The sequence below is a fragment of the Bacillus arachidis genome (genome assembly GCF_030285945.1).
In the GTDB taxonomy this organism is placed as follows: domain Bacteria; phylum Bacillota; class Bacilli; order Bacillales; family Bacillaceae_G; genus Bacillus_A; species Bacillus_A arachidis.
Window position 1 is genome coordinate 3,908,979 of record NZ_CP127376.1, and the last position, 21,370, is coordinate 3,930,348.

Genomic DNA, 21,370 nt, shown 5'->3' on the forward strand with positions numbered 1-21,370 from the left:
ACGGCGAGAGACCAGGCGGCCACATCCGCGTGTTTAGCACTTAAGCATATCTCTCGTCTTACGTAAATTAGCTCATCGCTTTGCTAATATAACATTAATATACCAGGAAAGCAAGCTTTTTTTGTTATCGTACTGTACCAGTTAGATCAGCACGAACATCTCGGAACAAGTCTGTTATATCACGATTTAAATCATTTGTTACTGTTCCATTGCGCAGACGTGTACTCACTGTATCGACACGATCAAACATGTCATTTTTAACAGTTACATACACATTACGATTTTTCACTTCATCGGCAACAGCTTGACGAATTTCATTTGCCATTGCTGTTTCGTTTGTTACTGCGTTACGTGGTTTTACCGCAATTACTACATCATTTCCTCGTACAACAGTAGAAACTCGATCTACATTATTCATACGCTTAACACGATTTGTAATTTTTTCTGCTGTCTTACCATCGTTGTTCACGTATGAATTGTTCATTGTAATGTTACGCGTTGGATAAGGATTTGCAATTTGACCATGGTAATTTACATCACGGTAATAGTTATATCCAACGTCATTGCGACGATCAGTTACATTATCTGTAACTCTATTCCCATTTCTATATGTTACATAATCTGTATAGCGGTCAGTACGCGTTACATTATCTCTATATGGTTGTGTATCATAATAGGATGTACGCTCATAATTGTAGTTCGCATTACGTCCATCCATTGCACTTTTATTCTTAGGTGTACCACATGCAGCTAATGCACTGGTAACTAACAAAGAAGCAGCAATAATTTTAATCTTTTTACTCAATATAAAAACCCCCCTTGTTAGGCCTGAACCTCTCTCTCGAAAAGCTCCTTTTTATAGTGAGTAATAAAGGAGGGTTTTACACTTGTTAATATTTCACTAGGAATTTTCTAACACTACCTTTTCATCGTTAGCACAGCTCCTTCTATTCCCCTTCTTCTATAAGCGGTTCTCCAAAAATCTCTGGCGGATCTTGTTGATAATTCATCACACCTGGTTGCGGTGCATATGCAGTTTGAGCTGTTGGATAATATGGAGAATTCGGCACACCTGGCTGTGGACTGTATAGATTTCTTTCTCCACCACATCCACAATCTTCTTCTGCCGGCATCATTTGTGGATTGCTATTATCTATTGGCGGTTGATATGGCATTGAAGCATGTTGCATTGGCATTTGGTGCGGCATGATTGGCATACCTTGTGTATATGGCATTTGATAATACGGATACTGTTGTGGCATCATTTGCGGTTGATATGGCATCGGCATTTGTGGTGGCATCATTTGTGCTTGATATGACATTGGCATTTGTGGTGGCATCATTTGCGGTTGATATGGCATCGGCATTTGCGGTGGTTGATTATTTTCCATTATTGGCATTGGGTGCGGCATTTGATTATCTTCCATCATCGGCATTATATTCGGCATTGGATTATTTTCCATCATCGGCATTATATTCGGCATTGGGTTGTTTTCCATCATTGGCATTATATTCGGCATTGGGTTGCTTTCCATCATTGGCATTATATTCGGCATTGGGTTGTTTTCCATCATTGGCATTATATTCGGCATTGGGTTGCTTTCCATCATTGGCATTATATTCGGCATTGGGTTGTTTTCCATCATTGGCATTATATTCGGCGTTGGGTTGTTTTCCATCATTGGCATTATATTCGGCGTTGGGTTGTTTTCCATCATTGGCATTATATTCGGCATTGGGTTGTTTTCCATCATTGGCATTATATTCGGTATTGGGTTGTTTTCCATCGCTGGCATTATATTTGGCATTTGATTGTTTTCCATTGCTGGCATTATATTTGGCATTTGATTGTTTTCCATCGCTGGCATTATATTTGGCATTTGATTATTATCCATTATTGGCATCGTAATATTTGGTGGTGTTACTTGTGGAATAACAAGATTTTCTTTTGTTACATGCGGCGATACTATATTGCCTACATTTTCCTTTTGCACTTGCGGTGATACTATATTGCTTACATTTTCTTTTTTCGTTTGTGGCGATATTATATTACTTACATTTTCTTTTTTCGTTTGCGGCGATATTATATTACTTACATTTTCTTTTTTCGTTTGCGGCGATATTATATTACTTACATTTTCTTTTTTCGTTTGTGGTGACACGATATTGTTAGACTTCATCTTATGAATTTGCGGAGCGATTAACTCGCTTCCTTTTTTTATTACATCTGAAATTTTATAATCTTTTTTAGGTTTGATTGGTGGTTGTGGCGGCTGCGGCAATATATTCACTGAAAACTTTGTGCTTTCTTTTCCCGCGGGTTTCTCTATCTTTTCTACAACTTGTGGCTTTTCAATTACAGCCGGTTTTTCAACGACAGGCGGCTTTTGAATAGGTACTTCTTTTTGTATTGGTTTTTCTTTTTGTATTGGTACTTCTTTCTGAATTGGTTTTTCTTTTTGTATTGGCATTTCTTTCTGAATTGGTTTTTCTTTTTGTATTGGCATTTCTTTTAGCGGCTTTACTTGCATTTCTTTTTGTGTTTGCTGCATAGCTGGTTGCTGTGTAATTGGCGCAGATTGATATGGTGCTTCTTCCTCATCCTCTATTCCAAGCGGCGTAGGTGTCGCTGCAAATTCTTTTTGTTGTACCTCTTTTACATATTCTTTTGGAGGAGCTGAGCCAGCACCCATATTTTTTTTCACATGCACACTGCTAGATGGCACTTTTATTTTCATACCTGGCATAATCAGATCTGGATTACTGAGCTGTGTATTCGCCTTTTTTAACGTTTCAAAATCTACTCCGTACTTTTTCGAAATTTTCCAAAGGGTATCCCCTTTTTGCACGATATGAATTTTCAAATTTTCCCCCTCCTGTATTACTTATCTATGAGCAAAAGTAATATACAATGAGACTATCCTCTATGGTTTAACCCTCTTGCTCTTACCATCTAGTCGTACACACTATTGCACAAATATAAAAAATACAATGATTCCCTCAACACAATGTATGACTACAATTAGCTAATTATGTTTAATAAAAAAACGACGGAAATCCGCCGCTTTCACACACGCTCTAACATACGATTTAAGGCAAGGACTGCTTCTTTTGTCACCTGCTTATCTACTTGAATCACATTGACTTCTTCTCCGTGCTCTATCATTTCTAACGCCCACAATAAATGTGGTAAATCAATACGATTCATCGTTAAACAAGGACACATAAAAGGATTTAATGAAATAATTTCTTTATCCGGATGCCTATGAATAATTCGGTTTACTAAGTTCATCTCTGTACCAATCGCCCACTTGCTACCAGATGGTGCTTGTTCAATCATATCGATAATATATTTTGTTGATCCTGCATAGTCAGAAGCCGCTACCACCTCATAACAGCATTCTGGATGGACAATAATATTCATATCGGGATGATTTTTCCGCACACTTTCAATATTTTTAACAGTGAAATTTTGGTGAACAGAACAATGACCTTTCCATAAAATCACTTGTATGTCCTCAATCTCTCCATCGTATTCTAATGAATCTGTATGTGGATTCCAAACCGCCATTTTATCTAATGGTATACCGATGTCATATGCTGTATTTCTTCCTAAATGTTGGTCTGGCAAAAAGACTAAACGCTCTTTTTGCGTAAATGCCCAAGACACCATTTTTTTAGCATTGGAAGACGTTACTGTTGCACCACCATTCCGACCACAAAATGCTTTAATAGCTGCTGTAGAATTGACATAGGTCAATGGAATCATCGTATCTCCAAATAACTTTGTCAGTTCTTTCCAAGCTCGTTCTGTTTGTTCAATATCCGCCATGTCCGCCATGGAACAGCCGGCACGCATATCTGGTAAAATAACAACCTGTTCATCTGTCGTTAACATATCTGCTGTTTCAGCCATAAAATGTACACCGCAAAATACAATATATTTTGCCGCTTTATTGCTAGCAGCCACTTGCGCAAGTTGCAATGAATCTCCCGCAGCATCCGAAAATTGAACGACTTCATCTTTTTGATAATGATGCCCTGGAATAAATAACGATTCCCCTAATTTTTCTTTAATTTCACGAACACGCTCTTCCATCTCTTGTACTGACATCGTTTGATAACGCCCTGGTAACATTGCTTCAATTGGCTGAACCTTCTCTAAAATACTCATGAATAATCTCCCCTCTAACCCTATCGCCTTAAACTTCAATATTAAAGCTGATATCTAACGCTCCCGTAGAATGTGTTAATACTCCAAGCGAAATGTAATCTACCCCTGTTTTGCCGTATTTTGATAAATTTTCAATTGTAATACCCCCCGATGCTTCTGTCACAATTGCACTTGGAACAATTTTCGAGAACTCATGAACTTCTTCTGGTGTGCGATTATCGAACATAATAATATCTGCTCCAGCAGCTACAGCTTCATGCACTTGTTCTTTCGTTTCTGTCTCCACTTCAACCTTCACCATATGTCCAAGCTTTTCTTTCACAGATGTAACGGCTTTTGTAATAGATCCAGCAAAAGCAATATGGTTATCTTTAATCATGACACCATCATATAATCCGAAGCGATGGTTATACCCACCTCCGCAAACAACCGCATACTTATCAAACATGCGAAGCCCTGGCATCGTTTTTCTCGTATCACAAATACGTGTATGATTACTTTCTAGCGCTCGAACCGCTCTTTGCGTCATCGTCGCTATGCCGCTCATGCGTTGAATAATATTTAAAATTACACGCTCTGCTGTTAACAGAGATGCAATTGGCCCTTCTACACTTGCTAAAATCTCCCCTTTTTCTACCAAATCTCCGTCATTTTTATGAAATGTAATTTGGATACTTTCATCTAATAATCGAAACCCTTGTTCAATTACTACTCTCCCTGCGAATACCCCTGTATCTTTCGCAAGGAACGTTCCCTTTGCCTTTAAATTTTCAGGAAAAATAAGCTGAGATGTTACATCTCTTTCCCCAATGTCTTCTAGAAAAAAACTTTCTAATGCCTTTCTTACCTTTAACGCGTTCATACAATCCCTCTTCCCCTCATTACACAAGTTGTAATTTTTTGTTAGCATGAATAATTTCTTTCGTGAATTTATTTCGACTTGGGTAATCACCACGATAATGACCACCTATGCTCTCTTTTCTTTGCAGTGCCGCTTCTGTAATGAGCTGGCAGACCGTTAGCATATTCATAATTGTTATATCTTCATTTGTAAGAGCTTCATATTTCGTTTGAACACTTTGTACACGATACTGCTCCAACCATTGTTTTGCATACAATAAACTCTTTTCTGTTCTGACAATCCCCACGTACGTCATCATATATTTTTGTATCTCTTTCTTCATAGGTAACTGAGAAACTTGAGATATTCCATGTATTCTTTCACAACTGTCTTCTCGTCCTTGTACTGGATGAGCTAAAATATGCTTTCCAATTCGTTTCCCGAACACAAGACCTTCTAACAATGAATTACTCGCTAAACGATTTGCACCGTGCACACCGTTACAAGCTACTTCACCTACAGCATATAAATGCGAAATAGATGTTTCTCCATCACAATTGGTTTTCACACCACCCATATGAAAATGAGCGCCTGGAACAACTGGAATTCTATTTTGTTTTACATCTATACCATTCTTTTTGCATAATGCCGATACAGTAGGAAAACGCTCTTCAAAGTTTTGAATAGACGAAATATCCAGGTGTACACTTTCACCTGCAAGAAGCTGTTCATGAATCGCACGTGCTACTACGTCACGCGGTGCAAGATCGTGTTGTGGATGTACGTTCAACATAAAACGCTGTCCTTTTTCGTTTAACAGAACAGCGCCTTCACCTCGTACCGCTTCTGAAACAAGTCCGCAGCAACGCCCGTCTACATAGAGCATCGTTGGATGAAATTGAATAAACTCTAAATCAACAAGTTCTCCACCAGCTCGGTACACGATTGCTAGTCCGTCGCCTGTAATCGTCTCATCGTTAGACGTAAATGCGTACACGCCGCCAACACCGCCTGTAGCTAATACAATTCGTTCAGCATAGTAACGATGTATATTTCCTTCGCTATCTCGGGTCAACACACCCCTACATGTATTATTTTCTATAATTAAATCGAGCACCATTTCTCGCTCCACTACTGTAACGTAAGGAACTACTTCTTGAATCAAATGCTCTAATAAGTTTTTTCCTGTCGCATCTCCCCCAGCGTGTAAAATACGTCGTTTTCGATGCGCGCCCTCTTTTCCAAGGTGAGGTCCTTTTTCATCACCATCAAATTTCATCCCATTTGCAATGAGCTTATGAATCTCTTTTGGCCCTTCTTCAACTAAATATTGAACTGCTTCGTCATTGTTATAACCACAACCAGCTGCTATCGTATCTTCATAATGATCACTCGCATTATCATAGGTAGCTACAGCTGCTGCAATTCCGCCCTGCGCTAAATGCGTATTGTTATTTCGTCCTGTTTTTTTTGTGATAATCATCACATTCTTTTCGTGACAAATCTCTTTCGCAACACTAAGTGCCGCGACACCACTTCCGATAATTAAGACATCTGCCCTTGGCATAATTATTGCCTCCTAGTTTACACTTTTCAACTGTCTTGACACCTATATTTACATAGATTTAAAATAATGACAAGAGTTTTTTAGAAAGTGGTATTTTCACCAAGGAGTTTAACGAATTTTTCACGGAACTTTAAAATAAAAACGAATATAACTCCATTATAGAGAGGACTATACATTATGATATACCTTGACTATGCAGCTACAACACCAATGAGCAAAGAAGCGATTGAAACATACACAAAAGCAGCAGAGCAATACTTCGGTAATGAACAAAGCTTACACGATATCGGAGGAACAGCTTCGTCTTTACTACAAGTTTGCAGGGCATCATTGGCACAAATGATTGGTGGAAAAGAACAAGGTGTATTTTTCACAAGCGGTGGTTCTGAATCTAATTATCTTGCAATTCAATCACTCTTAAACACAAAAAGTGGTAAACATATACTTACAACACCAATGGAGCACGCATCGATTCGCAGCTATTTTCAATTTTTAGCGCAGCAAGGTTACACAATTACCGAAATCCCTGTTGATTCATATGGGCTTATCGATCTAAGAGCATTAGAAGAGGCAATTACAGAGGATACAGTTTTAGCAAGTATTCAACACGGGAATTCTGAGATTGGAACAATTCAACCAATCTCAGAAATTGGAGAAATACTCAAAAAGCGTAATATTTTATTCCATACAGATTGTGTTCAAACATTTGGCAAACTCCCAATTGATGTGACAGCGATGCAAATTGATAGCCTTTCTATTTCCGCGCATAAAATTTATGGACCAAAAGGTGTAGGAGCTTGCTATATAAATCCACAAGTCCGCTGGGAGGAAGTTTTTCCTGGAACATCTCATGAAAAAGGATTTCGTCCCGGTACTGTCAATGTTCCTGGCATTGCTTCTTTTCTGACAGCAGCAGAGCATATATTAGATAATCATGAAGAAGAACAAACTCGTTTCAGGCAATTGCGCTCCTATTTTATCGAGCAATTACAGCCTCTACCTCTTGAAATTCAAGTAGAAGGCCATTCTACTTCTTGTTTACCTCATATCATTGGGGTTACAATAAAAGGAATCGAAGGTCAGTACACAATGTTAGAATGTAACCGTCATGGCATCGCGATTTCAACAGGAAGCGCTTGCCAAGTCGGCAAACAAGAGCCTTCAAAAACAATGCTTGCAATTGGAAAAACGTATGAAGAGGCAAAACAATACGTCCGTTTTTCATTTGGACGCCACACAACAAAAGAAAATATTGACACAACCATTCATGCACTACTCACAATTGGAAATCAATTTTATAGAGGTGTTAAATTATAATGAAACAAAATGACCAAAAAAAAATTTTAGGTGAAGAAAGAAGGCAGCTCATCCTGCAATGGCTCCTTGCTGCGAATGAACCATTATCTGGGAGTGAATTATCTAAAAAAACAAATGTCAGTAGACAGGTCATTGTGCAAGATATCTCTTTACTGAAAGCACGAAATGAACCAATTATCGCAACTGCACAAGGATACTTATATTTAAAGCCACAGACGAAGCAGCAGACTTTTGAACGTGTCATCGTCTGCCAACATAAACCAGAGGAAGTCCGCCAAGAACTAACAACGCTGGTCGATCACGGCGTTACGATTAAAGATGTAAAAGTAGAGCATCCTGTATACGGCGACTTAACAGCTTCTATTATGGTGAGCAACCGTTTTGATGTGGAGCAATATTTGCAAAAGATTGAAGATACAAATGCTTCCTATCTCTCTCAACTAACTGATGGTATTCACTTACATACAATTGAAGCAGATTCCCAAGAGAAATTAGATGCAGCTTGTGATGCGCTAGACCGAGCTGGATTTCTCGTTTATTAATGTAACGCACAGAGTTTTTTCAACATTCTCTGTGCTTTAAAAATGATATAATATTGAAATCAATTGTAAAGGAGAGCAAATATGGGAATTGAACTCGTTCACTTTAGCATTGGCAAACCGAAACAAATGAAATATAACGAAGATAAAGAAATGATAACAGGGATTTGTAAAGAACTTACTGAAGAATCGTTTCTTTCAAAAGATGGCTTCCTTGATGATGATGTAGCTGATTTACGACATCACGGCGGACCTGATCGCGCCGTTTGCGTTTATCCCTATGAGCATTACGCACTTTGGGAACAAGAATTTCAAACATCGCTTCCAGCTTCTACATTTGGCGAAAATATTACTGTCCTAAATATGTTAGAACATGATGTTTGTATCGGGGATATCTATCAATTAGGTGAGGCAATCATTCAAGTTACACAGGCTAGAGTACCGTGTAGTACCATTTCAAAAAGGCTCGGCATTCCCGGCGTTTTACCGCGCATTGTAGAAACGGGTTATACTGGATATTTATGTCGCGTTCTTCAAGAAGGTATTGTTCGTCAAGACTCACAAATAAAACTATTAGAGCGCCATCCAAATCAAGTTTCCATTCTATTTTCTAACGAAGTATATTTTCATAGACGGAAAGATAAAGAAGCAATGGAAAAAATTATTGCTGTTCCAGAATTAGCAGAAGTTTGGCGTGAGCAACTAACAGATCGCTTAGCAAAATTAAAATAAATCCCACCACATATGCGATGGGATTTATTTTTGTTTTACTATAACCAATAAGACGAATAACTCCCAAGCACCGTTACAGCAAAACCGAGCGCTTCAAGCTCCATCGTCACACCTGGCAATAATACGTCGTCATATGCTTTATCTATATCTATTAAGAAAAAGTAATTTCCAAGGCCTGTTTTCATCGGGCGGGATTCGATTTTTGATAGATTTAATTTTCTCCATGCAAAAGCTGATAATACTTGATAAAGTGCTCCGGCATAATCAGCAGGTAACGTTATCATAAGCGTCGTTTTCTCTCCGCGGTTCTCACCATTTCTCGGCAATAACGCTTGCTTCTTTTTATGTAATACTAGGAAACGCGTATGATTGTTTTTATGCGTATGAATATTACGCTGAACAATTGATAACCCATATTTTTCCGCTGCTGCTTCATTTGCAATTGCAGCGATCCTTTCTTTCGAATGTTCTTTTACATATTGCGCAGCTGCACTTGTGGAAGTCATATCTCGAACCGTTACACCTTTTAATTCTTCATTTAAAAACTTATGACATTGCGCAATCGCATGTGGATGAGAATGTACAGCATACACTTCTTTCCACATCTCTTCATGATCTGGATGCACAAGTAAATGTTGCTGAATAGGAACTGTAATTTCCCCTACAATAAAAAGCGGTTGTTCATGCACAAGATAATCAACAGTAATATTAACAGAACCTTCAATCGCATTTTCTAACGGTACAACTGCAAAATCTACATTTTTATTTGCTGCTGCATCTATACAATCAGGAATTGTACGATATGGTACGTGCTCTGCTTCCGGAAAAAAACGACTCACCGCCATATTTGTAAATGTTGCTTCCGGTCCTAAATATCCAACTCGAATCATCGTCGTTTTCCCCTCTTTTTCGTTTTTCTTACTGTTATACCATAATTATTTATATTCTTCTATATAAATTTCGAATATTTAAAAAAGACTAGCATCAGCTAGTCTATATGTTTTCTATATTCTCTTTGAGCAAAGAAGAAATAAATGATGCATGCAGCAATATAAAACATAATGAACAAGCATACTTTCCTAAATGATCCTTCCATAAAGACTGTATTATGAAACGTATATAATGCAACTGCGCTATGTATACTCCCTACTACAATAGGCGCAAAGAATAACATACTTAATTGCCAACGAGAAATTTTCCACACTTCTTGCTTTGTCATTCCGAGTTTAGAGAGGGCTCCATATTGCTTACGATCCGATGAAATATTATGAAACCATTTAAAATATACAATGCTACATGAAGTAAGAAAGAATAATATACTAATAAATGAGCCAATAAACAACGTAAATTCACCTACCTCTTTCATATTCACATATAGTTCCATATTGTTTCGAAATACGCTACTCTTATCTTGCTTTATATATTTACGTAAATCTGCGTTGAATTTCTTTGTATCTTCAATATTATTTAAGGTGTAACCTCGGTAGACGATTTTTTCTACATCAGGAATCGTCGCTTCTATATGATTAAAGTCTTCATCATTCATAACAAAAAATGTACCATTTATTTGTGAATTATGATAATTGAATTGCGCTCCTTCCTTTTGACCGTTAAACGCATATTGATACGATTGTCCAAATACATGTAGTTTAATTTCTTTTTTATTATATAAAGCGGGTCCATTATATTCATTATAATAAACAAGCGTAACCGTTCCCTTTTTTGGATTATATGCTTTCTGCCCTTGCTTTTTTGCCTCTTTATTGTATTCACTCGCTCTTATAAGGGTGGCTTCTATACTTTCGTTTCGAGATTGAAACGTTGTTTGCAATCCTACAAAGCTTGTATATTGAAATTCATCATATCCATGCTTATGTAATAGATTTTCTACCGCATCTTTTTCAAAAACTTCATGAGAATGGATACCTTTTTCTACATATGAAAACGATTGTGCTCCTCCGTCTCGCCACATATCTTCCATGCCCGAAAAATATAAGAACACCGTACCCGTTACTGTAACAACAACCGTCGTTGCCATAGATAAAAGGAAGAAGAAACGACCATTTTCTTTCATTCGATGTGATAGCTGATTTACTATAAACAAATACGGATACGTATACATTATTTTTTTATTTCGCTTTATCATTTCTAATATTTGTGTAACACCGTGTGTAAATGAAAAGTACGTTCCAACAGAGGTTAATATGACAACTGGAATAAAGTATAATCCCATCGTTAACATCGTCGTTTGGAAAGCTAAACTATAGCCAATCACTAAACAGGAAAATCCAAATAAACACAGCCATTTTGAACTTTTCGCTTCTCTTTTATCTGCTCGAAACTCTTTTAATAGTCGAATAACCTTTATATTCCATATACGTAAAGCACTTATAAATGATAGAACGAAAAAGACGATAGTATATATACTAAACGTTATAAAAATCGCTTTCGCATCAAAAATAAGGGTTAACTCTTTCGGAAGACGAAGGAGCATACTAAATACCATAAAAAAGAGTTTTAAAAATATCATGCCAAGTCCAATACCGAAAATATTAGCAAAAATCCCAATCAACATTTGTTCGGTCATTATCATCCCTATTACGTTAGACTTCGTCGCTCCCATTAACATATATAATCCTAATTCTTTTTTGCGCGCTTCTATAAATATAGAAGTAGAATACAAAATAAATAAAATAAAAAAAGAGACGATAATAACGTTGCATACAATGAGCCCCAATCGCACATTTTGATACCACATCGTCTCTTGCATGTAAGGATGGACAATTACGGACATATATGCATAAGAAGCAAATATCGCAAAACAACTGCTCAAGAAAAATACTTTATAATTTCGCCAATTTCCTCTTACATTTTGTATCGCTAGTTGCCTGATGTTCATCTACTTTCCCCCTGTAACCTGTTACACACGTAAAAAGCTAGAGGGTTCCCTAGCTTTTTACGTGTTTTAAATATCCTCTTTGTGCAATTGCAAAATAAATTGCTGAAGCTACAATATACGCTCCAATGACAATTGCACCTGATTTCCATAAATCTAAATAAAGCATCTTCCCTAATGTATGAAGAGCAAACCCGCTATGAATAGCCCCTATAAGAATCGGGATAAAGAAAATAGCTCCCATTTGGCGAAGTGCAATTTTACGAATTTCTTTATCTGTCATACCAATTCTCTTTAATGATTTAAATTGGATACGATCTTGTTCCTTATCGTTAAACCATTTAAAGTACGTCATACTGCAAGCAAAGAAGAAGAATAGTACCGCTACGAAGAAACCAATGAACATTGTAATTGCACCTTGCTCTTTTATCGCTTTATACGTAAGAATGGAATTGTGGAAATTCTCTTGTTGTTCTTGTGCAATTTCTTTTTTTAAGTCTAGTACAAGATCTTCTGTTTCTTTCCAATCTTCAATATAATATCCGTAATATTTCGTCTTTTCTTCATCTGATACACTCTCTGCATATTTCACAAAGTCTTGATCATTGACGATAAGATACCCTTCATCATTAAAAACAGACTGCGAAATTGGATCATTTAGCTTGATAGACTGCTTTTGTCCGTTCAGTGTAAACTCAAATGGCTTTGTACGATCTACCTTCACAAAATCATTCATCATATCAAGTAAAACCATCGTTGCACTTCCTGGTGCATTATGAACTTCCTCTTTCTTTTGCTTACGCGCTTCTGCATTATATTCTTTTTCTGTGATAATACCTAAAGGCATCTCATGCTCACCATTAAACATTACTATTTTTTGTTTTGCAGGAAGTTTTACATATGTTACTTTTCGCGCTTCTTCAAATCCATGTTTTTTTATTAACTCTTGCATTTTTTCTTCACTTATGACGTTATGCGTATTTACTCCCTTTTCTATATATGAAATAGCATGAGGAGTACTTGCTACTGTTTTATAACTCATATCTTGAAAGAATACGTAAAGCGTCCCAACCGCAGAAGAAACAACAGCCGTAATAATAGAAATAACGAAAAGAAAACGAGCATTATCTTTCATTTTATAAATAAGATTGCTAAGCACAAACATATTTGGATATGTATAGAATGATTTTTTTCGTCTTTGTAATGCTTTTAATACAACTGTACTTCCTTGTGTAAATAGTAAATATGTTCCTCCAACTGTTAACCCTACAATCGGCAAGAAGTACATAAGAAAATTCATAAGCGTCACTTGGAAACAAAGGACATATGCGACAATAATACATAATACCCCAACTACACATAACCATGTAAATGCAAACGGTTCTACTTTTTGCTTTCTCGCTTCTCTCAATAAATCAATAATTTGTAAGCGTCCTACCGTCCAAACACTAAACAATGCTAAGACTAAAAAGAGAATAAAGTATACGCCAGCTGTAATAAGAACTGCTTTTCCATTCCATACGAGCGGAAGTGTTTTATCAATTTTTAATAATACACCTAATGCTTGGAAGAAAAGTTTTGAACAAAGCATTCCAAGACCAATACCTACTACAATTGCAATACAACCTAACATCATTTGCTCTAGTATAATCATTCGGCCAAGTTGAGCCTTCGTTCCACCTATTAATGTTAATAAACCGAACTCTTTTTTTCTTGCACGTAAAAACGTTGAATTAGCATATAAAATAAAGAGTGCCGAGAAGATGACCACGATATAATTCATAGATTCTAATCCTTTTGTAATCATCGTCCTCATGCTAATATTACCGTTTACGACATCTGGATGATAAATGAAAGAAGCATACATAAAAAATACTACAATTGATAAACAACTACTAATAAGAAAGGCTTTATAATTACGCCAATTTCCTTTTACGTTATTAAGCGCGAGCTGGCGAAAGTTCATGATATTCCCCTCCTAGCATCGCAAGTACGTCTAAAATTTCTTGGAAAAAGGTTTGCTTCGTTTTTCCTTTATGTATTTCTGAGAAAATTTCTCCATCACGTATAAATAAAATACGTTCGCAATAGCTAGCCGCTACCGGATCGTGTGTTACCATTGCAATTGTCACTTTCTTTTGCTCATGTAAATCTTGTAGAGCACCCATTAAAGATTTTGCAGACTTAGAATCTAAGTTCCCAGTTGGCTCATCCGCTAAAATTAATGTTGGATCGTGAATGATTGCTCGTGCAGCTGCCGCACGTTGCTGTTGTCCACCCGATACTTCATATACCTTTTTATTTAAAACTCCTTCGATATTTAAAAATTTCGCAATCTCTAGCACCTTTGCGTCAATTTCTTTTACAGGACGGTTTGCCATTACAAGTGGTAAAATGATATTTTCTTTAATAGATAACGTATCAAGTAAGTTGAAATCTTGGAAGATGAATCCTAAATGTGTACGGCGAAATTCTGCTAATTTTGCAGCTCGCATTTGACTAATTTCTTCACCGTTTACATATACATGACCTGAAGTTTGTTTATCAATCGTCGCTAATAAATTTAAAAGCGTTGTTTTTCCACTTCCTGAGGGACCCATAATCCCTACAAATTCGCCTTCTTCAATTTTAAAATTTATATCATGTAAAGCAGTCGTTGCCACTGAACCTTTTGATTGATACACCTTCGTTAACCCTTTTACTTCAAGAACACTCATTTCTAATCCCCCTATGTGTTTTCTTCTTACATTTACTATAAAAAAATTGAGAAAAAGAAACGAGTGATTTCCCTTACAAAAACATTTGTTATCTTACAATTTTGTCATTTTTCTCATCAACACATGATATTCTTCGTCTTTTGCAAATTGAAATGTGAATGTTGCGCTTTCCCCTTCGGTCGATTGCACGTAAATTCCGTGATGAAGATTATCACAAATCTCCTTTGTAATATATAATCCCATCCCTGTTGCTTCTCTCGTTTTACGACCATTTATCCCCGTAAAAAACGGATCGAATATACGCTTTACATCTTGCTTTGGGATACCAATTCCATTATCACGAATATGTAATAAAACTTTGTGATCCCTCTCTTCAATTTGAAACTGAATTTCCTTTTTCTCTACTTGTGAGATTTTTGTGTACTTAATTGCATTCATAACAATTTGACCTATGGCAATGCTGAGCCATTTTCTATCAGATGCAACCATACACGTATCTTCTTCAAACATTAGTTTCGGATATACAGAAGATTGAATAAATGATTTTCGATTTTGGTTAATAATATCTCGAACAACATCTATTACGTTCACTACTTCTACTTTGTAATCTTTCGCAAACTGCTCTAACCTTGCCATATGTAATGCTAAATCTAAGCCATTTAAAATGCGGTTATTTTCTTCGCGAATACTTTCAACCGTTTCTCTAGCTTCACGATGTTCTTTACCATATTTCTGCAGCAATAATTCAATAACTGAAACCGGTGTTTTCATTTGGTGAATCCATTGATTCATAAAGATCATTTGCTGCTGCTCTTTTGCATGCTGCTTATGAATTTCATCCATATATTGCTGTCTCAGCAATGTGAACGCTTCTACGATCATTTCTTGCTCTGACGTATAAGAATCGTCAATGAGTAAAGAATCATGTAACGTATGTCCTCCAGCAACATATTGTTCTATCCTTTTAAAAAATACACTTCTCTTTCGATAATCGTAAATGAGGTATACGATAAACACGACTGTTCCTAATAAAAGTCCATATAGCCATGTTCCTAAGTCAAGTGATCTCTTTTCTAAAAGACTTTGTAACTGTAACACAAGCCCGAATAAGCAAAGACTTACAATATAAGAAAGGATTAAAGAAAATCGATCTATGAAGTAACTTTTAAGCTTCATGCTCTTCTCCCCACTCTGTAAGAAGCGCATAACCATACCCACGTTTTGTTACAATTGCATTTTTAATACCAAGCTCCTCTAATTTTTTCCTTACGCGTTTTACGTTCACAGTTAATGTATTATCATCAACAAAAGCTACTTCATCCCATAGCGCCTCTAATAACTCTTCACGCGTGACGTATTGATTAGCCTGTTTCATTAAACATTCTAATAAGTAAAATTCATTTTTTGTAAGTTCAGTTTGTTGACCTTTCCACTCTACTGTGTGCTGTGATGGAAATAATAACAATCCATTCACGCCTAAACAATCGCTTTCTGCCGTAGAAGCATACTCCCCATATCCTCGGCGCAATGCACTCTTCACCTTTGCCATTACAATGTCTAAATGAAACGGCTTTGTAATATAGTCATCCCCGCCATTCTCAATCGCCATCACTTGATCCATTTCCCCTGTTCTTGCAGAGACGAAAATAATGGGTGCATTCGATATTGTACGAATTTGACGGCACCAATAGAAGCCATCAAAGTATGGCAAATTAATATCAAGTAACACTAGATGAGGATTTACTTTTACAAACTCATCTTTTATGTGACGTAAATCAGTCACCCTGAATGTTTGATATCCATATCTTCCTAAATGTTCCTCTAATATTTCTGCAATTTTTTCGTCATCTTCTACAATTAATATTTTATACATATACTCCCTCTCCCCTTGTTTCTTACTACGGAGTGACCATTTCTTACATTCTTCCGAATTTTAAAACGAACATATATTCATTTTGATTTTCCAACATACAAAGACAATGAAAACAAAAGAAGCCTCCTTCTGTCTTCACATGGTATGGGAAAAAAGGCTCTAACCACTTCCACGCTCAACCGGACTCTCCCTACCACACAAAGTTTTCCAATCTTTATTTCTATAGCTTTATTTACACTCCTTTCTCCATTATAAAAAAGACTGCCGTATTTTGGCAGTCTTAATCGATAAATTCAAACTCATATTCAAGAATTTTTACAATGTCACCGTCTTTTGCACCACGTGCACGAAGGGCTTCATCAATACCCATTCCACGCATTTGACGAGCAAAGCGACGCACAGATTCATCACGTGAGAAATCCGTCATCTTGAATGTTTTCTCAATATCGTAACCAGAGATAACAAACGTACCGTCGCTTTCACGTGTAATTTCAAATTTAACACCTTCAGTTTCAAATTTGTACATTACACTTGCTTCAGATTCGTCTACAACATCATGTACTGGGAATTCTGGTGTTGTTTCCACTAAGTTTGCTACTTCAAATAATAGATCACGAACACCTTGTTTTGTTACTGCAGAGATTGGGAAGATTTGAACTTCGTCTCCTACTTTCTCTTTAAATGCTTGTAAGTTTTCTTCTGCATCTGGCATATCCATTTTGTTTGCAACAACAACTTGTGGACGCTCTGTTAAGCGCAGATTGTACTCTTTTAATTCAGCATTGATTGTTACATAATCCTCATATGGATCACGGCCTTCTAAACCAGACATATCAATCACATGCACGATAACACGTGTACGTTCAATATGACGCAAAAATTGATGTCCAAGTCCAACGCCCTCATGTGCTCCTTCGATTAATCCAGGAAGGTCAGCCATAACGAAGCTGCGGTTATCACCAGTTTCAACAACACCAAGATTTGGAACGATTGTTGTAAAGTGATATTCTGCAATTTTCGGACGTGCTGATGATACAACGGATAATAATGTTGATTTACCTACGCTTGGGAATCCAACAAGTCCAACATCCGCTAATACTTTTAATTCTAAGATTACATCACGTTCTTGACCTGGTTCCCCGTTCTCAGCGATTTCTGGCGCTGGGTTCGTTGGAGTGGCAAAGCGTGAGTTACCACGGCCACCACGACCGCCTCTTGCGATAACTGCCGATTGCTCATGCGTTACTAAATCCGCAAGAATTTGACCCGTTTTTTCATCTTTTACAACTGTTCCTGGTGGAACTTTTACGATTAAATCGTCAGCTTTACGACCATGTTGACCTTTGCTCATCCCGTGTTGACCGCGATCAGCTTTGAAATGACGTTGGTAACGGAAATCCATTAATGTACGTAAGCCTTCGTCAACAACGAAAACAACGTCTGCACCTTTACCGCCATCGCCACCTGCTGGGCCACCCTTCGGAACATACTTCTCACGACGATACGCAACCATTCCGTTTCCACCGTCGCCGCCTTTTACATATATCTTGACCTGATCTACAAACATTATTTCACCACACTTTTTTCAATTGGTTGTAATATAACCGAGACTTCATCATCTCGCACTGTATAAGAAATGGAATACCATTTATTGTTTTGGTTCGTAAGCCACGTTTGTAGTTCGTCTACATTCGTTAGCTTACCACGAAAATCAAAAAAGAAACGAGCATTCTCCGCGTTACATTCAATTGTGATACAAACATAATTTTCAACATAAACGTCTAAACTATGCTGAAGTATTGAGAAAAATTGATTCGTCCATGTACATACAGCCTCATCGACATGAGATAAGTTATGTAGTTCTCCTAATACTTCGTACTCCAATAAGCACGGTTGCTGTTTCCAATTATATGTTAAAATCCACTCTGAAAATAGAGGCATCGATAGCTCCATCAGATAGGATTCTTGTCTCGCTTCTTGGACAAAACGATCGATGAGCCCATGAATCTCTTCCACTCTTCCAAGTGAAAGGTTTCCTTTAATCATCTGCATACGATTGAGCCAATCATGTCTTGAATGACGCAACGCATCTATAATTGTCCATTTTTCTTTCATTCAGATACCCCTTAATATAGAAAAACTCTAACCTGCACCCAGGTTAGAGTTTTCCGTGAGTTTCTTATGCTTCTTGAGCAACAGGATATACGCTCACTTGTTTGCGGTCACGGCCAAGACGCTCGAAGCGTACTACGCCGTCAACTTTCGCGTATAAAGTGTCATCGCCACCACGACCAACGTTAACACCTGGATAAATTTTTGTACCGCGTTGACGGTAAAGAATTGAACCACCTGAAACCATTTGACCATCTGCGCGTTTAGCACCAAGACGTTTTGACTGAGAGTCACGACCGTTCTTTGTACTACCTACACCTTTCTTAGATGCGAAAAACTGAAGATCTAATCTTAACATACGTTACACCTCCTGCACTTTTTCTATTAAACGGATATACTTTCCGTAATCAAGTTCGATCGTCTTAAGCGAAACAACTAATCCTTCTAAAAGTGTTTGTGCTTTTTCCATTGTATGAGCGTCTAAATCATTAGGCAATTCATACGTTAAGAATCCGCCATCACTTCCGAGTTCAATAGTTGCCTGCACATTACAAAGTACTTCCACTGCATTTATAGATCCGAACACAACCGCTGTTGTTCCGGCACAAACAAGATCTTGTCCGTGCGGTGCATAATTGGCATGCCCAGTCATTTTAAATGATTGGATACTTCCTAATTTCGTGCGACTTATCGTAATCTTAATCATCTTAACCAGAATTAAGCGTTGATTGCTTCAACAACTAGCTTAGTGTAAGGTTGACGATGACCTTGTTTCTTACGATTGTTCTTTTTCGCTTTGTATTTGAAAACGATGATTTTCTTAGCGCGACCGTGTTTTTCAACTTTCGCAGTAACTGTTGCACCTTCTACAACTGGGCTACCAACTTTCACGTTTTCGCCACCAACGAAAAGAACTTTGTCAAAAGTAACAGTTTCACCAGCTTCAACATCTAATTTTTCAATGTAGATTTCTTGACCAGCTTCAACTTTGATTTGTTTTCCACCTGTTTCGATAATTGCGTACATACTTGCACCTCCTCATAATTACTAAGACTCGCCAACACAAGGTAGACATGAAATGCCTTTTCGGAACCTGTCTTGTGCGGTTGTAGTATATAGCAGTTTAGGTGCTATAAACTATAACATAGAGATGTTATCATGAAACATAGACGATTGTCAATAAATGTTCTGCTAACTATTTTTTTCGCTCCATAATTTCTTGCTTCGTTCCAAACCGAACGATTGCATATTTCTCCACTTCTTCATCCTTGAAATAAATTTGAAACGGTATATTTTTTTGTAATTCTTTTTGTAAAAATATTTTTTGTACTCCTGCTCTTGCTGCAATTAACACAGCTTCATCCTCTACACTACTATATGTAATAAGCTCTCTTTCCAGCTCGTATGCAATAGTTTCATCGGAAATAACATGCCCTGTCGTTTTGCACTGCGAACAATCTTCTAGTAATACATCACGCAGGGAGTGTTTCTTACGCTTACGTGTCATTTCTAAAATACCGAGCTCTGTAAATCCGAGAACACGTGTATATGTACGATCCCTTTGAAGTGAAGAAATGAGTTTCTCTCTTACTTTTTCCCTATCTTCTTGTTTTTTCATATTAATAAAATCAATTAAAATCATACCACCAATATCACGCAGCCTTAATTGACGAGCAATTTCTTGCGCAGCTATTTCATTCGTCCGTAATACCGTATCTTGCAAATTCTGCTTTCCAGTAAATTTACCAGTGTTCACATCAATTACCGTCATTGTCTCCATTTGTTCAATAATTAAATAAGAACCATTTGATAGCCACACTATTTTTTGTAGTGCTTTTTCAATTTCACGTTCTACACCATAGTGACTGAACATAGAAGTTTTTTCATTGTAAAACGAAACCTTTTCTTTCCCTACTTTTTCTTGCAATTCCGGTACTATACTACGTGTATCTACAATTACTTTTTCAATTGTTTCAATCGGATTTTCTTTAAATAAACGGTCTAAAAACGTTGCTGGACGATGGAGTAATACTGGTGCCCTTCCATGATCTTCTTTTCTTTTTAATTCCTTAAACAGATCTTGAAAATGTTGCATTTCAATCTGCACTTCATCCATTGCACCTTTATCACAAGCTGAGCGAAAAATATATCCCCCGCTTCCTTCTAATTGAATTTCAAGCAATTGTTGTCGTTTTTTATTATTTTTTATTTTCCGGGAAACAGCACGCATCTCATCATAAGGCATATAAACGACATATTTCCCGGTAAATTCTACATTCGCTGTTAATTTTGGGCCTTTTGCATCAATTGCTTCTTTTACCACTTGTACGAGCAGAGCTTGTCCTTCATGTACTCGGTATGATGATGGTACATCGTCATAGGAGAGATATGCATGTTTTTCTAAACCAATATTTACGAAGGCTGCATTCATCCCGGCAATCGTTCGCACTACACGTCCTAAATAAATATGCCCAACAATCTCTTGCTCTTGATTTCGTTGCCATAAAAGTTCGACAATCTCTTGTTTTTCCTCTACAGCAACTCGTTTTTCCGAACCAGTGTAGTTGATGTATAACGTTTTCACAATACTTTCCTCACTTTT

The 21,370-nt window shown here is 37.1% G+C and carries 19 protein-coding genes, 1 pseudogene and 1 other annotated feature; of the genes and pseudogenes, 3 read left to right on the forward strand and 17 right to left on the reverse strand.

From position 1 onward, the window contains the following. Positions 1-124 precede the first annotated feature (124 nt). The 5 genes and pseudogenes from QRY57_RS21815 to nadB form a co-directional block, all read right to left on the reverse strand. Positions 125-805, reverse strand: a complete 681-nt coding sequence (locus tag QRY57_RS21815; RefSeq protein ID WP_286016069.1) for a YhcN/YlaJ family sporulation lipoprotein — start codon at positions 803-805, stop codon at positions 125-127. A 1,890-nt stretch (positions 806-2,695) separates the two neighbouring features. Further along, a pseudogene (safA, locus tag QRY57_RS27255) lies at positions 2,696-2,864 on the reverse strand (SafA/ExsA family spore coat assembly protein); the annotation flags it as partial. Between the two features lie 203 nt (positions 2,865-3,067). Next, a complete protein-coding gene (gene nadA / locus QRY57_RS21825; RefSeq protein ID WP_286016071.1) occupies positions 3,068-4,174 on the reverse strand; it encodes a quinolinate synthase NadA in 1,107 nt (368 codons plus the stop codon). A gap of 28 nt (positions 4,175-4,202) precedes the next feature. After that, a complete protein-coding gene (nadC, locus tag QRY57_RS21830; protein ID WP_286016072.1) occupies positions 4,203-5,036 on the reverse strand; it encodes a carboxylating nicotinate-nucleotide diphosphorylase in 834 nt (277 codons plus the stop codon). 19 nt (positions 5,037-5,055) lie between these two features. Further along, positions 5,056-6,582 (reverse strand): L-aspartate oxidase, encoded by a 1,527-nt coding sequence (gene nadB, locus QRY57_RS21835; RefSeq protein ID WP_286016073.1) that lies wholly within the window; start codon positions 6,580-6,582, stop codon positions 5,056-5,058. Between the two features lie 174 nt (positions 6,583-6,756). Here nadB and QRY57_RS21840 point away from each other — a divergent pair, with 174 nt between their 5' ends. The 3 genes from QRY57_RS21840 (at position 6,757) to QRY57_RS21850 (ending at position 9,170) form a co-directional block, all read left to right on the forward strand. Next, positions 6,757-7,899, forward strand: coding sequence for an IscS subfamily cysteine desulfurase (locus QRY57_RS21840; RefSeq protein ID WP_286017920.1), 1,143 nt, complete (start codon positions 6,757-6,759; stop codon positions 7,897-7,899). Next, the gene (locus tag QRY57_RS21845) at positions 7,899-8,441 is read left to right on the forward strand and encodes a transcription repressor NadR (protein WP_208018109.1); all 543 of its coding nucleotides are present in this window, start codon (positions 7,899-7,901) and stop codon (positions 8,439-8,441) included. Before QRY57_RS21840 ends, QRY57_RS21845 begins: the two co-directional genes overlap by 1 nt. 81 nt (positions 8,442-8,522) lie before the next feature. Beyond that, on the forward strand, positions 8,523-9,170 hold the full coding sequence (locus tag QRY57_RS21850) for an MOSC domain-containing protein (RefSeq protein WP_286016074.1): 648 nt from the start codon (positions 8,523-8,525) through the stop codon (positions 9,168-9,170). Positions 9,171-9,208: 38 nt separating this feature from the next. On the opposite strand, the gene pheA is transcribed toward QRY57_RS21850, so the two are convergent. From pheA to QRY57_RS21910, 12 genes are all read right to left on the reverse strand, one after another. Further along, positions 9,209-10,060 (reverse strand): prephenate dehydratase, encoded by an 852-nt coding sequence (gene pheA, locus QRY57_RS21855; protein ID WP_286016075.1) that lies wholly within the window; start codon positions 10,058-10,060, stop codon positions 9,209-9,211. Positions 10,061-10,158: 98 nt separating this feature from the next. Then, positions 10,159-12,069, reverse strand: a complete 1,911-nt coding sequence (locus QRY57_RS21860; protein ID WP_286016076.1) for an ABC transporter permease — start codon at positions 12,067-12,069, stop codon at positions 10,159-10,161. 49 nt (positions 12,070-12,118) lie between these two features. Further along, entirely contained in the window at positions 12,119-14,032 is a 1,914-nt protein-coding gene (locus QRY57_RS21865; RefSeq protein WP_286016077.1) for an ABC transporter permease, read from the reverse strand. Beyond that, on the reverse strand, positions 14,007-14,783 hold the full coding sequence (locus tag QRY57_RS21870) for an ABC transporter ATP-binding protein (protein WP_026593507.1): 777 nt from the start codon (positions 14,781-14,783) through the stop codon (positions 14,007-14,009). Before QRY57_RS21870 ends, QRY57_RS21865 begins: the two co-directional genes overlap by 26 nt. Positions 14,784-14,876: 93 nt before the next feature. Next, positions 14,877-15,959, reverse strand: coding sequence for a HAMP domain-containing histidine kinase (locus QRY57_RS21875; RefSeq protein WP_286016078.1), 1,083 nt, complete (start codon positions 15,957-15,959; stop codon positions 14,877-14,879). After that, entirely contained in the window at positions 15,949-16,656 is a 708-nt protein-coding gene (locus QRY57_RS21880; RefSeq protein WP_026593509.1) for a response regulator transcription factor, read from the reverse strand. The genes QRY57_RS21875 and QRY57_RS21880 overlap by 11 nt, the downstream gene beginning before the upstream one ends. 280 nt (positions 16,657-16,936) lie before the next feature. Then, positions 16,937-18,223 carry a GTPase ObgE gene (obgE, locus tag QRY57_RS21885; RefSeq protein WP_026593510.1) on the reverse strand — a complete coding sequence of 429 codons (1,287 nt, stop codon included), beginning with the start codon at positions 18,221-18,223 and terminating at the stop codon, positions 16,937-16,939. Then, entirely contained in the window at positions 18,223-18,771 is a 549-nt protein-coding gene (locus tag QRY57_RS21890) for a sporulation initiation phosphotransferase B (protein ID WP_208018102.1), read from the reverse strand. Before QRY57_RS21890 ends, obgE begins: the two co-directional genes overlap by 1 nt. Before the next feature lie 64 nt (positions 18,772-18,835). Further along, positions 18,836-19,126, reverse strand: a complete 291-nt coding sequence (gene rpmA / locus QRY57_RS21895) for a 50S ribosomal protein L27 (RefSeq protein WP_017150650.1) — start codon at positions 19,124-19,126, stop codon at positions 18,836-18,838. Between the two features lie 3 nt (positions 19,127-19,129). Further along, positions 19,130-19,474 (reverse strand): ribosomal-processing cysteine protease Prp, encoded by a 345-nt coding sequence (locus tag QRY57_RS21900; RefSeq protein WP_286016079.1) that lies wholly within the window; start codon positions 19,472-19,474, stop codon positions 19,130-19,132. An 11-nt stretch (positions 19,475-19,485) separates the two neighbouring features. Continuing rightward, the gene (gene rplU / locus QRY57_RS21905; RefSeq protein ID WP_000270908.1) at positions 19,486-19,794 is read right to left on the reverse strand and encodes a 50S ribosomal protein L21; all 309 of its coding nucleotides are present in this window, start codon (positions 19,792-19,794) and stop codon (positions 19,486-19,488) included. A gap of 14 nt (positions 19,795-19,808) precedes the next feature. Then, positions 19,809-19,886: a sequence feature (ribosomal protein L21 leader region), on the reverse strand. A 77-nt stretch (positions 19,887-19,963) separates the two neighbouring features. Further along, entirely contained in the window at positions 19,964-21,352 is a 1,389-nt protein-coding gene (locus tag QRY57_RS21910; RefSeq protein WP_208018101.1) for an Rne/Rng family ribonuclease, read from the reverse strand. Positions 21,353-21,370 lie beyond the last annotated feature (18 nt).